This window comes from Rathayibacter sp. AY1A3 (genome assembly GCF_002930975.1).
GTDB lineage: Bacteria > Actinomycetota > Actinomycetes > Actinomycetales > Microbacteriaceae > Rathayibacter.
In genome coordinates this window covers 83668-98205 of the sequence record NZ_PSTO01000009.1, presented here as the reverse complement: position 1 = coordinate 98205, position 14538 = coordinate 83668, and the positions used below count along the sequence as shown (strand labels likewise).

The following is a 14538-nucleotide window of genomic DNA, read 5'->3' as shown; positions in this document are numbered from 1 at the left end:
CGTCGACTCGATCCTCGTCGACCTCCCGTTCACGGATCCGGAGCGCTCGAGGGCGTTCTCCCCGGCGCTCGGCCGGACCCTGGATCCTCTGTTCAGCCCTGAGTCCGCTGTTCAGCAACGACGCCGCCTGCTCCGTCGCCTCCGAGCACGTGTCCGCGATGGTCGTCCCGCACCCCTCCTTCTCGACCTCCAGGTCGAAGGAGATCGTCGACGCGCGCTCCCGGGTGCAGGGCCTCTTCGCGGTGAGCGTCGGCAGCCGGGAGGAGGTCGGCGAGGTGCTCGGGATCGGGCCGGCCTCCGGCGGCGCCGAGCCGGTCGCGGTGCAGGACCTCGGCTCCCTGTGGGCGCGCGGCCTCGAGGACCCTGACGGGCCTGTCCGGGAGTTCCTGTGCACGGATCCGGCCGCGGCCGACGCCGGTCCGCCCCGGGAGTGAGGGGTCGGTGCGCTCAGCAGGAGCGGGTGTCGGGGTCTCCGAGCGAGGAGCGCACGGCGTCGACCGTCATCCTGCCCTCGGGGTCGAGCCGGGCGAGCATGCGCGACATGATGTCGGCCAGCTGCGGGATCTGCTCGGCGTCGAGCGGATCGATGACGTCGGCCAGCACGGTCGCGACGTGACCGGGCGCCGTGTCGACGATCTTCTGGAGGCCGGCGTCGGTGAGCACCGCGTTCGTGGCGCGGCCGTCGGAGGCGCAGGGGCGGCGCTCGAGGTAGCCGCGGGCGACGAGGCGGGTCACCACGTGCGAGAGGCGGGGCAGGGTCGCGTTGGTGCGGGCGGCGAGCGTGGTCATCCGGAGGGCGCGGTCGGGCGCCTCGGACAGCATCGCCAGCGTCAGGTACTCGAAGTGCGTGAGCCCTGCGTCGCGCTGCAGCTGCGTGTCGAGGGCGCCCGGCAGCAGTTCCACGACCGCGATGAAGCGCAGCCAGGCGTCGAGCTGATCGGGCGTCAGCCAACGTGTCTCGGGCGCACTCATCCCTCCACCCTACCCACTACTTGCCGCGACAAGTAAGTCCCCCGTCGCCCCTCGTCGAGCCGCGTCCCGAGCCTCCGTCGGGAGGCCGACCCGCGCCAGCCTGATCTCACCATCCCCGCGAGCACCGCCCCCGAGGAGAACCAGCGATCCGCATGCGAGCGGATCGCTGCAGCCGTACGCACCCGCTCCTCAGACCGCACCCCGTCGCGAAGCCGACCGCGCCACACTCGATCCACACCATCCCCGCAAGCACCGCCCCCCGAGGCGAACCAGCGATCCGCGTGCGAGCGGATCGCTGTAGCCGAACGTCCCCCGCTCCACAGAACGCACCCCGTCGAGAAGCCGACCGCGCCACGCCCGTCAGGGACGGGCGTGGAATCGACTACAGCACGTCGTCGCTCAGATCGATCGGGTTGCCGAAGCGGTGGTTCGTGATCGAGATCGCCTGCTCGCGGAGGAAGGGCAGCAGTTCGACGCGGCCGGCGGGGGTGACCGGGTCGGCGTAGACGGCGGTGTCGAGGGCGCCGCCGAGGGCTTCGGCGAGGGCGGTCGCGAGGGGGACGCGGGATCCGTCGGCGCGGGTGAGCGGGACCGGCGTGCCCGTGCTGCCGCGGGTCATGCCGGCGACGACGTCGGTGAAGGAGCCGGTCGAGTCGGACGATCGGCGGACGACGGCCTGCTGTCCGTGCGTCGGGCTGCCGGGGGCCTGCGGGCCCGCGTAGCCGTCGACGCGGTCGGAGACGATGTCGCCGATGATGCGGATGCGCGGGGCCGTGATGCGGGCGGCCGCGGCGCGCTCGAGCCACTGGGCGTCGGTCTCGACGACGATGCGCGGGACGAGGCCCGCCATCTCGGCGAGCTCGTCGCCGCCGAGCATCTCCTGAACCCGCGGCGGGAGCGGGAGGGACGTGGAGATGTCCATCCGGGAGCGGGTCAGCAGGCCGGCGGCGATGACGCGGAGGAGCTCTCCGAGGTCGCCGCCGTCGGCCAGGCGCAGCGCGATCGGCACGCGGAGGTAGCGGAACAGGTTGCGCTCGACGCCGACCTTCGAGATGTCGGTGACGACGCCGAACTCGGTCGCCCAGGCGAGCTGGTCGGAGAGTGCGGAGCGGCGGAGCAGGTCGAACTGCTCGAACCGGAGCGAGGACTGAGCCGCCTCGATGAACTGGCGCGCGCGGTCGTCGAGGCCGCGCAGGTGCAGCGTCGAGGAGGAGCGCGCGGGCGAGGGCTTCCAGGAGCCGAGGCCGATGAGGTGGTTGGGTCCGCCCGCCTTCGCGCCGCCGCCGACGGACGAGCGCTTCCATCCGCCGAAGGGCTGGCGCCGGACGATGGCTCCGGTGATGCCCCGGTTGACGTAGAGGTTGCCCGCCTCGACCGAGTCGATCCAGAGGGCGAGCTCGTCGGCGTGGAGGGAGTGGAGCCCGGCCGTGAGCCCGTACTCGGTGCCGTTCTGCATCCGGACGGCGTCCTCGAGGGTCGCCGCGTGCATGATCCCGAGCACGGGGCCGAAGAACTCGGTGAGGTGGACGTAGCTGTCCTCGGTGACGCCCTCGCGGATCCCGGGCGACCAGAGCGTGCCGCTCTCGTCGAGGCGCTGCGGCTCGACGAGCCACGACTCGCCTCCGCCCAGCGTGGTGAGCGCGTGCAGGAGCTTGCCGGTGGGCTCCTCGATGAGCGGCCCCATCACCGCCGACGGGTCGTCGGGTCGGCCGACGCGGAGCGACGTGACGGCGTCGACCAGCTGGGCGCGGAAGCGCTTGGAGCGGGCGACCGAGCCGACCAGGATCACCAGGGAGGCGGCGGAGCACTTCTGGCCGGCGTGCCCGAAGGCGCTGCGGACGATGTCGGCGACGGCGAGGTCGTAGTCGGCGTGGGGAGTGACGATGATCGCGTTCTTGCCGCTGGTCTCGGCCTGCAGTGCGAGGCCGGGCCGCCAGGAGCGGAAGAGTCGGGCGGTCTCGTAAGAGCCGGTGAGCAGCACGCGGTCCACGAGGGGGTCGGTGATCAGCGCCCGTCCCAGCTCCTCCTCGTCGAGGTCGACCAGGGCGAGGAGCTCCTGCGGGATGCCCGCGTCCCAGAGCGCCTCGACGAGCACAGCGGCCGAGCGGCGGGCCTGGGGCGCCGGCTTCACCACGACTCCGGAGCCGGCGGCGAGCGCCGCGAGGATCGATCCGGCCGGGATGGCGACCGGGAAGTTCCACGGCGGAGCGACGACGGTGACCCGCGCGGGGACGAAGGTGGCCCCGGTGACGGCGTCGAGCTCGCGGGCGCGGGTGGCGTAGTAGTGGGCGAAGTCGATGGCCTCGGAGACCTCGGGGTCGGCCTCGGCGATCGTCTTGCCGGTCTCGGAGGCCATCACCTCGATCAGGCGGTCGCGGTTCGCGGCGAGGACGAGGCCGGCGCGGTCGAGCACGGCCGCTCGGTCGTAGCCCAGGCGCTCGCCCCAGCGCTCCGCGCGGCGGGACACCGTGCGCAGCACCTCCTGGAGCTCCGCCTCGGTGCTCACGCGCGCGGCGTCGGCCGTGCCCGCTCCGATGGTCGAGCCGGCGATGCGCTCGGTGATCAGGCGCGCCCAGCGGCGGTTGCCGGGGAGGGCGGGGTCGGTGTCGGGCTCGTTGTGGAAGCCCGCGGTCGCGGCGGCGGCGCCGGAGCCGCGGCTGAGGCCGAGGACGGCCTGCGTCAGGCCCGCGGCGGCCGGGTCCTGCGCCCGCTCGCCGGCGCGGGCGTGCTCCTGCACGAGGCGGCGGCCGGAGCCGGAGGACCACTCCCGCAGGCGGTCCTGCGTGCGGTTCGGCGGCGGGACGGAGTCGTCGAGGGCCTCGAGCGAGGCGCGGAAGCGGCCGAGCTCCCGCTGCAGCACCTCCTCGTCGTCGAGGCGGAACGCGGCCGACAGGAAGTTCTCGGGGCTGCTGTTCTCCTCGAGCCGTCGGATGAGGTACGAGATCGCCACGTCGAACTCGTGCGGGTGCACGACGGGCGTGTAGAGGAGGAGGCGTCCCACGTCCTCGCGGACGGCGCGCGCCTGCCCGGTCGCCATGCCGAGCAGCATCTCGATGTCGACCGCGCCGGTCACCCCGCGCTCGGTCGCCGTGAGCCACGCCCAGGCGAGGTCGAAGAGGTTGTGCCCGGCGACGCCCACGCGCACCGCGTCGACGCGCTCCGGCCGCAGTGCCCGGTCGAGCAGGCGCTTGTAGTTCGTGTCGGCCTCCACCTTGCTGCCGACCGTCGCGAGCGGCCAGTCGTGCAGGGCCGCGTCGACCCTCTCCATCGCGAGGTTCGCGCCCTTCACGACGCGCACCTTGATCGGGGCTCCGCCGCGGGCCCGGCGCTCCTGCGCCCACTCGGTCAGCTCGTCGAGCACGCGGACGGAGTCGGGCAGGTAGGCCTGCAGGACGATGCCCGCCTCGAGGTCGAGCATGCCCGGCTGCTCGAGGAGGCGTCGGAACACGGCGACCGTCAGGTCGAGGTCGCGGTACTCCTCCATGTCGAGGTTGATGAAGGTGGGGTCGGCTCCGGACGCGGCGGCCTGGTAGAGCGGGGTGAGACGCTCCACGACGCGGTCGACCTCCTCCTCGAAGGCCCACATCGACAGCTGGCTGACGACGCTCGAGACCTTGACGCTGACGTAGTCGACGTCCGGCCGCTCGAGCAGGCGGAGGGTCCCCTCGAGGCGGCGGCGGGCCTCGCGCTCGCCGAGCACGGCCTCGCCGAGGAGGTTGAGGTTGAGCCGGTCGCCGCCCTCGCGCAGCGTGGCGACGGCCGCGCCGAGACGGGCCTCCGAGGCGTCGACCACGAGGTGCCCGACGAGGCGGCGGAGGACCCGGCGGGCCGCGGGCACGACCACCCAGGGCAACACGGGGCCGACGGCGCCGCCGGTGCTGATCGCGGCGCGCAGGTAGGAGGGGAGGAAGGCGGGCGTCTTCGCGGTGAGCGCCGCGAGGTTCTCGGCCGCGACCGAGAGGTCCTCGGGCCGGGCGACGCCGTCGACGAACCCGACGGTGAAGTCGAGTCCGTTCGGGTCCTGGAGCACGCCCGCGAGCCGCTGGGCGGCGGGCTCGACCGGGAACTCGCCGCTGCGCGCGATCCAGCGGCGGACCAGGGACTCGACGCGCTCGATCATCGGGCGGTCGTCGACCTCGGGCTCGGCGGCAGCGGGCGCCGCGTGCTCCGACTCCGACGCGGCGTCGGGCCCGCGCACGACCTCGTCCTCAGCATCGCGCACGACCTCGTCGTCGGCATCGGGCTCGCTCACGGCCTCGTCCTGAGCGTCGCGCACGACCTCGTCCTCGTCCTGAACACCGGACTCGCGCAGGTCCTCGTCCTCAGCGTCGGACTCCTGCTCGTCCTGAGGCTCGGCCACGTCCTCGGACGCGGACTCCGGCGCCGGCACGACCTCGGCCCCGCTCACGGAGTCGCGCGCCTCACCGGCCTCGACCTCGTCGTCCGACCCCGTGCCGCCCTCCGGCGTCCGACCACCGATCGTCGCGTCGACCCCGCTCCGCACGGCCGCGTCGTCGGGCTCGCGCTCCGGGTCGCTGCCGGGCACACCTGGGGTCGTCGACTGCTGCATCCTCCGAGGCTAAGCCCGACCCGCCGCCCGGACGCGGCGTGACGCGGTGGTCGCGACGACTCGCCCGCGAGCCGCCCCTGTGGAGGAGCGGATCAGTGCCGGCGGTGGTCCTGGATGGTCATCCGCGGGCCGTGCCGCGGCTTCCGCGCTCCGCTGCAGCCGATCAGCCGGATGACCCGCTGCCGGTGCCCGCGCCACGGCTCGAGGAGCTCGAGCATGCCGTCGTCGTCGACCCCGAGCCGGCCCGTGAGCGCGAAGCCGACGGCCGCGGCCAGGTGGTAGTCGCCCACGCTGACCGCGTCCGGATCGCCGTGGGCCCGCATCATCACCTCGGACGCCGTCCACGGCCCGATCCCCGGCACCGACTGCAGCCGGCGGGCGACCTCGTCGCCGCCCCGCCCGAGCGCGAGGGTCCGCTCGAGGCCGGAGGCGACGAGCGCGGCGGTGAGGACGGTCCGCGAGCGCCGCGGATCCACTCCCGCGCGATGCCAGTCCCACGAGGGCACGCGCCGCCACTGCTGCGCGCTCGGAGCCACGTGCAGAGCGACCGGCCCCGGGGCGGGCTCCCCGTGGAGGCGCACCAGCACCCGGTAGGCGCGCCACGCCTCCGTGCTCGTGACCTTCTGCTCGAGGACCGACGGCGCGAGCATCTCGAACACCAGGTTCGCGCGCGTGAGGCGCAGGCCCGACGAGCGGCGGAGCACCTCGGCGAGCGGCGCGTGGGCCGACAGGTCGAGCCCGCTCCAGTCGTCGCCGTGGCCGAGGAGCTCGGGGACCGCGTCGATCAGCCACTCCGCTCCCCCGCCCCAGGCGCGCGCGTGGACCGCGCCGTCCGCCGCCTGCCGCAGATGCAGCGTGCCCGGGCCGAGCGGCGTGCGGAACGCCCGCCAGAAGCCGGACGCGTCGAGGAGCATGGTCGGGTCGCCCGAGCCCCGCAGCAGCGTGCGGAGGGTGAGCGCGAGGCTCACCGGCTCCGACGGCGCGTAGACCGTCGCCCAGGAGGGCTCGGGAGCGGAGACGGGGATCGACACGCAGTGATGCTAACCGGCGGCTCCGACACCGGATCGGACGCTCCTCCGCAGAACCCCCATCCACGACGTGTTCGGAGCGACACGCCCGGCGGATTGGTTCAGACGGCGTGAACACATGCGCGGATCCGATCGCCCGTTTCCACTGGTCAGCAGGTCGATCCCGGGCGTAGCTTCGCGCTGTCGCGGCGGCGCTCCAGCCGCCCGGCACCCGCCTATCACTGGAGATGCGCACATGTTCGACACGACCTTCATCCGCAACGCGATCGTCAAGAGCTCTGAGACCGCTCTCGACCGTCGCCGCTTCTTCGAGGCCACCGGCGTCGCCGGCCTCGGCATCGGAGCCGCGGCCCTCGCCGCGCCCACCGCCTCCGCCGAGGAGGTCGCTGCCAGCGGCCCCAGCGACGCCTCGATCCTCAACTTCGCCCTCAACCTCGAGTACCTCGAGGCCGAGTTCTACCTCCGCGCCGTCTACGGCACCGGCCTCGGCGGCTCGGACGTGACCGGCAAGGGCACGCCCGGCGGCGTCATCGGCGGCCGCCCCGTCGACTTCAAGACCCCGTGGCTGAAGAGCTTCGCCACCGAGGTCGCGAACGACGAGAAGGCCCACGTGAAGTTCCTGCGGGCCGCGCTGGGCACCGCGAAGGTGGCCCGCCCGGCGATCAACCTGAAGGACAGCTTCAACTCCGCCGCCGTTGCGGCGGGGCTGATCAAGGCCGGTCAGTCGTTCGACCCGTTCGCGAGCGAATCGAACTTCCTGCTCGGCGCCTTCGTCTTCGAGGACGTGGGAGTGACCGCCTACAAGGGCGCCGCCCCGCTCATCCAGTCGAAGACCTACCTCGACGCGGCCGCCGGCATCCTCGCGGTGGAGGCGTACCACGCTGGCGCGATCCGCTCGGCGATCTACGCCGCCGACCTGTCCGACTCGGCGAACAAGCTCTCCGACGCTCGCGACAGCCTCGACGGCAAGACCGACCTCGACCAGGGCGTCAAGGTCGACGGCCAGGCGAACATCGTCCCGACCGACGGCAGCTCGATCGCGTTCAGCCGCACCCCGGGCCAGGTCCTCAACATCGTGTACCTGAACCCCGCGGCCGGGACGCGCACCGGCGGATTCTTCCCCCGCGGCGTCAACGGCGAGCTCGTCACCACCTAGTCCCACCAGCACCGGGCACGACGACGGGCCCTTCCTCGAGGCGGCGAGGAGGGGCCCGTCGTCGTCCGCGTGCACATCCGTTCACCGGGTCCTCTAACCTGAGCGGGTGAAGATCGGGATCCTGACCTCCGGTGGCGACTGCCCCGGCCTCAACGCCGTCATCCGCGGTGCCGTCTACAAGGGCATCAAGGTCTACGACCAGGAGTTCGTGGGCTTCCGGAACGGCTGGCGCGGAGTGGTCGACGGCGACCTCCTGCCCCTGGGCCGCCCCGAGATCCAGGGCATCGCCAAGCAGGGCGGCACGATCATCGGCACCAGCCGGACGAACCCCTTCGAGGGCGAGAACGGCGGTCCCGAGAAGATCGCCGAGATGATGGACCGCAACGGCATCGACTCGATCATCGCGATCGGCGGCGAGGGCACCCTGGCTGCGGCCAAGCGCCTCACGGACGCGGGCCTCAAGATCGTCGGCGTCCCCAAGACCATCGACAACGACCTCGGCGCCACCGACTACACCTTCGGCTTCGACACCGCCGTCGGCATCGCGACCGACGCGATGGACCGCCTCCGCACCACCGGCGACTCGCACGGCCGCTGCATGGTCGCCGAGGTCATGGGCCGCCACGTCGGCTGGATCGCCCTGCACTCCGGCATGGCCGCGGGCGCCCACGTCATCCTCATCCCGGAGAAGCGCACCTCCCTCGACCAGATCGTCGAGTGGGTGCAGAGCGCGCAGGACCGCGGGCGCGCACCGCTCGTCGTGGTCGCCGAGGGCTTCTCGCTCGACACGATGGACGACGCCCACTCCGAGCGCGGCCTCGACGCCTTCGGCCGGCCCCGCCTCGGCGGCATCGGCGAGCTGCTGGCCCCGCTCATCGAGGAGCGCACCGGCATCGAGACCCGCGCCACGACGCTCGGCCACATCCAGCGCGGAGGCACGCCCACCGCGTTCGACCGCGTCCTCGCGACCCGCCTGGGCATGGCCGCCATCGACTCCGTCGTCGCCGAGCACTGGGGCCGCATGGTCGCCCTGCGCGGCACCGACATCTACCACGTGGACTTCGCCGAGGCGCTCGGCACCCTCAAGACGGTCCCGGACGCCCGCTACGAGGAGGCGCGCACCCTCTTCGGGTAGCGCGCGCTCCCCGCGGAGCGGGTCAGCCCTTCGCGCCGTCCGGCGTCGCCGTGGCGACGATCTGCGCCCGCGCGAGGGTGTGGAAGTGCGCGTTGAAGCCGAGGATCGCCGGCGTCGACTCCGGGTCGAGGTCGAGCGACTCGACGTCGAGGGCGTGCACCACGAAGAAGTAGCGGTGCTCGCGGTCCGGCGGCGCCGCTCCGACGAACTGGCGCAGCCGCATCTCGTTGGGCAGCGTCTGCGCGCCCGCCGGGAGCAGCTCGAATCCGGCGGCTCCGGCTCCCGTGGGGAGCTCCGTGGTGTCGGCCGGGAGGTTGTAGACGGCCCAGTGCCAGAAGCCGGAGCCGGTGGGCGCGTCAGGGTCGAACACCGTCACGGCGAAGCTCTTCGTCTCGGCGGGGGCTCCCGACCAGCGCAGGTGCGGCGAGACGTCCTCCCCGCCGGAGCCCTCGCCGTAGTGGCGGGCGGACAGGGGCGCACCGTCGGCGATGTCGTCGCTCTCGAGCGCGAAGGTCGGCACCTCGCCGAGGCGGGCGTAGGGGTCGTAGGTCCAGTCGGACATCCGGTTTCTCCGTTCGGGAAGGGCGGGCGGGGGCCCGCGCCCTCAGCCTAGGAACCCGGCGGTGCGCGCCGAAGGGCTTGCGGAGGGGGTCAGGACCCGAGATAGCGCCCGGGCCGGTGGTTGAACGCCAGGACCAGGTTGAGCACCACCACTCCCGCCGCCGAGATCAGCACGTTCAGCGGAGGCACCACCAGCAGCGCGGCCGCGACCACGCACGCGTCGAGCGCCATCATCACGTAGCCCGCCCGCCAGCCGAGCCGCTCCTGCGCGATCAGGGCGACGATGCTGAACCCGCCCAGGCTCGACCCGTGCCGGAAGAGGATCAGGAGGCCGATCCCCGCGAGCACGTCGCCCGTGAGGACGCCGTAGACGGGCTCGATCCGCAGCTCGCCGAACGCCAGCGGGTGCAGCCCCGCCAGGACCGAGACCAGCACGATCGAGAACATGGTCCGCAGCGTGAACCGCCAGCCCTTCTTCCACAGCGAGAGGGCGAGGAACGGCATGTTGACCGTGACGAGGATCACGCCGAACGGGATGTCGAGCGGGTACCCCAGCAGCAGCGCGAGACCCGCGGTGCCGCCCGTGACCGCCTGGCTCGCGCGCAGCAGGTAGAGGCCGAGCGACACGACGAACGCACCGGTGACGAGACCGAAGACGTCCTCGAGGCGGGAGTGCGGCACGGGGGCGGAGGCGTCGGGCACCCGACGATGCTGCCACACGCCGCGCCCCGGTCCGGACGTCCTCGTAGGATGTGCCGGTGCTGCCGAAGATCCTGCTGTTCTACCGCTTCGTGCCGCTGGCCGACCCCGAGTCCGTGCGGCTGTGGCAGCGCGAGCTGTGCGAGTCGCTGGGCCTGCGCGGGCGCCTGCTGATCTCGGAGCACGGGGTGAACGGCACGCTGGGCGGCGGGATGGACGCCCTGAAGCGCTACGTCCGCCGCACCCGCGAGCACTCGGCCTTCCGCGGGCTCGAGGTGAAGTGGAGCGACGGCTCCGGCCTCGACGACGACGGCCGCAGCATCGACTTCCCCGGTCTCTCGGTGAAGGTGCGCGACGAGATCGTCTCGTTCGGCGCGCCCGACGAGCTGCGGGTCGACGCCGACGGGGTCGTCGGGACGGCTCTGCGGCTCGACCCGGACCAGCTGGACGCCCTCGTCGCCGAGCGCGACGACGTGGTGCTCTTCGACGGCCGCAACGCCTTCGAAGCCGAGATCGGCAGGTTCGAGGGGGCGATCGTGCCGGGGGTCTCCAGCACCCGCGAGTTCGTCGAGCAGCTCGACGCCGGCGTCTACGACCACCTCAAGGGCCGGCCCGTGGTCACGTACTGCACCGGCGGCATCCGCTGCGAGGTGCTGTCGAGCCTGATGACGGCGCGCGGCTTCGGCGAGGTGTACCAGCTCGACGGAGGCGTCGTCCGCTACGCCGAGGCGCGGCGCGACCGCGGTCTGTGGAAGGGGGCCCTGTACGTCTTCGACGGCCGCGGCTCCGTCTCCTTCTCCCCCGACGCCGAGGTGCTGGGCCGCTGCACCTCGTGCGCCGCGCCGACCAGCCGGATGCGCAACTGCACCGACCTCTCCTGCCGCGCCCAGCTCGTGGTCTGCGCCGACTGCGATGCGGCGGCCTGCGCCGCGCACGCGGGCCCTACGCTCGTGCCATGAGCATCGAAGCGCGCGGACGCACCCTCGTCGACCTCCACACCGCCCCCGAGCTGCTGCAGGTGGTGAACGTCTGGGACGTGATCAGCGCGACCACGATCGCCGCGCTTTCGGAGACCCGGGCGCTCGCGACCGCCAGCCACTCCATCGCGGCGGCGTTCGGCTACGAGGACGGCGAGCGGATCCCGCTGGAGCTGCACCTCGGCATGATCGAGCGCATCGTCGCCGCCGTCGAGGTCCCGGTCTCGGCCGACCTCGAGGCGGGCTACGGCGACGCGGGCGAGACGGTCCGCCGCGCGATCGGGATCGGCGTCGTGGGCGCGAACCTGGAGGACCAGGCGAAGCCGCTCCCGGAGGCGCTGCGGGCGGTCGAGAAGGCCGTCGCCGCGGCCGAAGAGGAGGCGGTGCCCTTCGCGCTCAACGCCCGCACGGACGTGCTCCTCCGCGCCGGCGACCGCGACCGCGGCGAGGTCCTGGCCGACGCCGTCGAGCGCGGCCGCGCCTACCTCGACGCCGGCGCCACCTGCTTCTTCGTCCCCGGGCTGCTCCAGGACGCCGAGCTGGAGTCCCTCGTCGCCGCCCTCGGGCGGCAGCGCGTCAGCGTCATCGGCGTCCCCGGATCCCAGTCCCCCGCCCGCTTCGAGGAGCTCGGGCTGGCCCGCGTCTCCTACGGTCCGTGGACGCAGCGCGTCGCCCTGACGGCGCTCCAGGACGCGGCCGCCGCCCTCTACTCCGGCGGATCGCTCCCCGAGGGCACCCGGCCCCTGAACTGACCGCCCGGCCGCGGGCCCGCGGGCGTAGCGTGGGCCCATGTACCGAGCCATCGTCGTCGAGCGGCACTCCGACTCCGACACCGACACCCCCAACCGAGCCCGCCTCCTCGAGCGCGACGACCCCGACCGCTCGCACGGCGACGTGTCGATCGCCGTCGAGTACTCGAGCGTCAACTACAAGGACGCCCTGGCGCTGGCGGGGCGGCCCGGGATCGTGCGCCGCACCCCGCTCGTCGCCGGCATCGACCTGGTCGGCACCGTGGAGTACGCGGACGGCGAGGCGGGCGAGCGCTTCGACTCCGGCGACCGGGTGGTGCTCAACGGCGCCGGCCTCGGCGAGCGCCACGACGGCGGGCTCGCCGAGCGGGCGCGTGTCGACTCCGCGTCGCTGCTCCGGCTGCCCGGCGCGATCTCGGCGGCACGGGCCGGAGCGATCGGCACCGCGGGCTTCACGGCGATGCTGGCCGTGCTGGCGCTCGAGCGGCACGGCGTGCGGCCGGGCAGCGGTCCCGTCCTGGTGACGGGGGCCTCGGGAGGCGTGGGGTCGCTCGCCGTCGTGCTCCTGGCGCGCCTGGGCCACGAGGTCGTCGCCTCGACCGGCCGACTCGGCGAGCACGGCGCTCTGCTCCAGCGCTTGGGCGCCTCCGACGTCATCGACCGCGCCGAGCTGCAGGAGGGCGGGAAGCCGCTGCAGTCCGAGCGCTGGGCGGGAGCGGTGGACTCCGCCGGCTCGCACACGCTCGCGAACGCCCTCGCGCAGACGCGGTGGGGCGGGACCGTGGCGGCATGCGGTCTCGCGCAGGGGCCGGACCTGCCGGTGAGCGTGATGCCGTTCATCCTGCGCGGAGTGACGCTGGCCGGCATCAACTCGGTGGAGGCGCCGCGCAAGCTCCGCGAGGAGGCCTGGCGCCGCCTCGCTCACGACCTCGACCTTGAGCTGCTCGACGAGCTGACGACGACGGTGCCGCTCGGCGGGGCGGTCGACGCGGCCGAGGACGTGCTCGCCGGCCGCTCGCACGGTCGGACGCTGGTGGACGTCCGCGCCTGAGGGCACGGCGTCGGCGGAGGGCGTCCGCCCGCCTCGAGCGTGGAGGAGGGGGCGCCCCGGCCGGCGCTGCGGGGCGGCTGCTCGTGCGGCGGTGCGCTACTCCGCAGCCTCGGTGGCGCCGCTCGGCTCGGCCGACGCGTGACCGACGGAGGAGTCGGGGCGCGCGGCGCGGGGCTTCGCCGGCGTGCGGGGCTTCGGCGCGGGCTTCGCGGCCGGAGCCGGCTTCGCGGGGGCGGGCTCGGCGGACTCGGATCCGGCGGGCTTCGGCTCGGCGGGCTTCGATCCCGCGGACTTCGGCTCGGCGGGCTTCGGCTCCGCGGACTTCGGCTCGGCGGGCTTCACCGGGGCTGCGGAGTCGATCGGCTCGGAGCCGATGACGGCCACGGGCGCGGAAGCCCCGGACTCGGCCGGCGTGCTCGCGGCGGTCCGAGCACTCGTCTTCGGAGCGGCCTTCGGCGTCGCCTTCGAGCTCTTCGGAGCGGCCCCCGCTGCTGACTCCGTCGGAGCCGCGACGTCCTCCGCGGCACCGTGCGCCTCCGGAGCCGCGGCCGCCGCGGTCGCCGCGCTCCCGCCGCTCGCCGCCTCCCGGCCCTCGACCACCGTCGCCGGACCCCCCGCCTCCGCGGCCACGGCCGCGGCCTCCGCCGCCTTCGCCTTCTTCTTCGCGCGCTTCTCCGCGGCGGCCGCCTGGGCCCGCTCCGCCTGCTCGGCGACCTCGGGGACGATCACGAGGTCGTCGGTCTCGATCACGGGGATCGCCGCGGTCGTCGTCCCCAGCTGGAGGGCCGCGATCAGCTCGGGAGCGTGCTTGGTGCTCACGATCAGGCGGGAGTAGTCCTCGTCGACCAGGTCGATCACGACGGCCGAGGCGGTGCGCTTGATCAGCAGGAAGTCCTTGCCGCCGTGGAACTTCCACGTGCCGGCCGCGAGCGTGAGCGGCACCGCGGTGCCCGGCGCGCGGATGCCCCGCACCCAGATCCAGGGGTCCTCGGTGACCGTCGCCGAGCGGATGCTCGACCGGTCGACGACGACGTCGCTGCGGTGGAACGCGAGCAGTCGCTCGGCCGCGGTGAGGCGGAGTTCGAGGCGGTCGGGGAGCACGGTCACGACGGGCATGCCTCTAGTGTGCCCCGCCGCCCGCCGCCGGGTCAGCGCCGGATCGCACAATGATGCCCCGCCGCTCGCGTGAGTGGCAGCATGGTCGGATGCCGATGGATCCGGACGAGGCGCGCCTCCTCGACGCGCTGCTGGCCGAGCGGCAGGCCGAGACGCGCGACGAGGCGGCCCGGCTCGAGGCCTCGCTGGCCGAGCTCCTGCGCGACCGTGCCGACGGCACCGCCGATGACGAGCACGACCCGGAGGGCACGCCGCTCTCGGCCGAGTGGTCGCGGATGGCCGGAGTCCGCGACGCTCTCGGCCGCACGGCGCGCGAGCTCGACGCCGCTCGCACCCGCCTCGGCACCGGCGGCTACGGGGACTGCGCCTCGTGCGGCCGCCCGATCGGAGCCGCCCGCCTCGCCGCCCGGCCCACGGCCGAGCTCTGCATCGACTGCGCCCGTCTGGCGGAGTCGCGCACCCGCTGACACCCCGCGAGGCGAGCCTGCGGCGAGCCCTCCGCCTGAAGGCCCCCACAGATCCCG

Annotated in this window: 13 protein-coding genes; 7 read left to right on the top strand and 6 right to left on the bottom strand. The window is 73.9% G+C overall.

What is annotated here, in order from left to right; translation table 11 throughout:
• The first annotated feature begins 149 nt into the window (after positions 1–149).
• Positions 150–434, top strand: a complete 285-nt coding sequence (locus tag C5C10_RS06470; RefSeq protein WP_104328833.1) for a hypothetical protein — start codon at positions 150–152, stop codon at positions 432–434.
• A gap of 13 nt (positions 435–447) precedes the next feature.
• Here the strand turns inward: C5C10_RS06470 and C5C10_RS06465 are convergent, their stop codons facing one another.
• The 3 genes from C5C10_RS06465 to C5C10_RS06455 all read right to left on the bottom strand — a co-directional run bounded on the left by C5C10_RS06465 (position 448) and on the right by C5C10_RS06455 (position 6573).
• Complete coding sequence (locus tag C5C10_RS06465) at positions 448–972, bottom strand: MarR family winged helix-turn-helix transcriptional regulator (RefSeq protein WP_104233099.1); 525 nt, start codon at positions 970–972, stop codon at positions 448–450.
• Positions 973–1354: 382 nt separating this feature from the next.
• Positions 1355–5092 carry a proline dehydrogenase family protein gene (locus C5C10_RS06460; protein ID WP_104328849.1) on the bottom strand — a complete coding sequence of 1246 codons (3738 nt, stop codon included), beginning with the start codon at positions 5090–5092 and terminating at the stop codon, positions 1355–1357.
• A gap of 542 nt (positions 5093–5634) precedes the next feature.
• Positions 5635–6573, bottom strand: a complete 939-nt coding sequence (locus C5C10_RS06455) for a DNA-3-methyladenine glycosylase (protein ID WP_104328832.1) — start codon at positions 6571–6573, stop codon at positions 5635–5637.
• 232 nt (positions 6574–6805) lie between these two features.
• Here C5C10_RS06455 and C5C10_RS06450 point away from each other — a divergent pair, with 232 nt between their 5' ends.
• Together C5C10_RS06450 and C5C10_RS06445 are read left to right on the top strand one after the other, a co-directional pair.
• Complete coding sequence (locus tag C5C10_RS06450; RefSeq protein WP_104328831.1) at positions 6806–7726, top strand: ferritin-like domain-containing protein; 921 nt, start codon at positions 6806–6808, stop codon at positions 7724–7726.
• 106 nt (positions 7727–7832) lie between these two features.
• Positions 7833–8861: a 6-phosphofructokinase gene (locus tag C5C10_RS06445; RefSeq protein WP_104237632.1), complete on the top strand. Its 1029-nt coding sequence runs from the start codon at positions 7833–7835 to the stop codon at positions 8859–8861.
• A 22-nt stretch (positions 8862–8883) separates the two neighbouring features.
• Here the strand turns inward: C5C10_RS06445 and C5C10_RS06440 are convergent, their stop codons facing one another.
• Both C5C10_RS06440 and C5C10_RS06435 read right to left on the bottom strand, forming a co-directional pair.
• Entirely contained in the window at positions 8884–9423 is a 540-nt protein-coding gene (locus tag C5C10_RS06440; RefSeq protein WP_104222867.1) for a YbhB/YbcL family Raf kinase inhibitor-like protein, read from the bottom strand.
• A gap of 89 nt (positions 9424–9512) precedes the next feature.
• The gene (locus C5C10_RS06435) at positions 9513–10124 is read right to left on the bottom strand and encodes a YitT family protein (RefSeq protein WP_258060453.1); all 612 of its coding nucleotides are present in this window, start codon (positions 10122–10124) and stop codon (positions 9513–9515) included.
• A 56-nt stretch (positions 10125–10180) separates the two neighbouring features.
• On the opposite strand from C5C10_RS06435, the gene C5C10_RS06430 reads away from it, so the two are divergent.
• The 3 genes from C5C10_RS06430 to C5C10_RS06420 are packed head-to-tail and all read left to right on the top strand — an operon-like array spanning position 10181 to position 12898.
• Entirely contained in the window at positions 10181–11080 is a 900-nt protein-coding gene (locus C5C10_RS06430) for a rhodanese-related sulfurtransferase (protein ID WP_104328829.1), read from the top strand.
• Positions 11077–11850 (top strand): isocitrate lyase/phosphoenolpyruvate mutase family protein, encoded by a 774-nt coding sequence (locus C5C10_RS06425; protein ID WP_104328828.1) that lies wholly within the window; start codon positions 11077–11079, stop codon positions 11848–11850. Before C5C10_RS06430 ends, C5C10_RS06425 begins: the two co-directional genes overlap by 4 nt.
• A 37-nt stretch (positions 11851–11887) precedes the next feature.
• Positions 11888–12898, top strand: coding sequence for an MDR family oxidoreductase (locus tag C5C10_RS06420; protein WP_104328827.1), 1011 nt, complete (start codon positions 11888–11890; stop codon positions 12896–12898).
• A gap of 96 nt (positions 12899–12994) precedes the next feature.
• Here the strand turns inward: C5C10_RS06420 and C5C10_RS18180 are convergent, their stop codons facing one another.
• Positions 12995–14014: a hypothetical protein gene (locus tag C5C10_RS18180; protein ID WP_258060452.1), complete on the bottom strand. Its 1020-nt coding sequence runs from the start codon at positions 14012–14014 to the stop codon at positions 12995–12997.
• Between the two features lie 89 nt (positions 14015–14103).
• Between C5C10_RS18180 and C5C10_RS06410 the strand changes: the two genes are divergently transcribed.
• A complete protein-coding gene (locus tag C5C10_RS06410) occupies positions 14104–14481 on the top strand; it encodes a TraR/DksA family transcriptional regulator (protein ID WP_258060451.1) in 378 nt (125 codons plus the stop codon).
• The last annotated feature ends 57 nt before the right edge of the window (positions 14482–14538 follow it).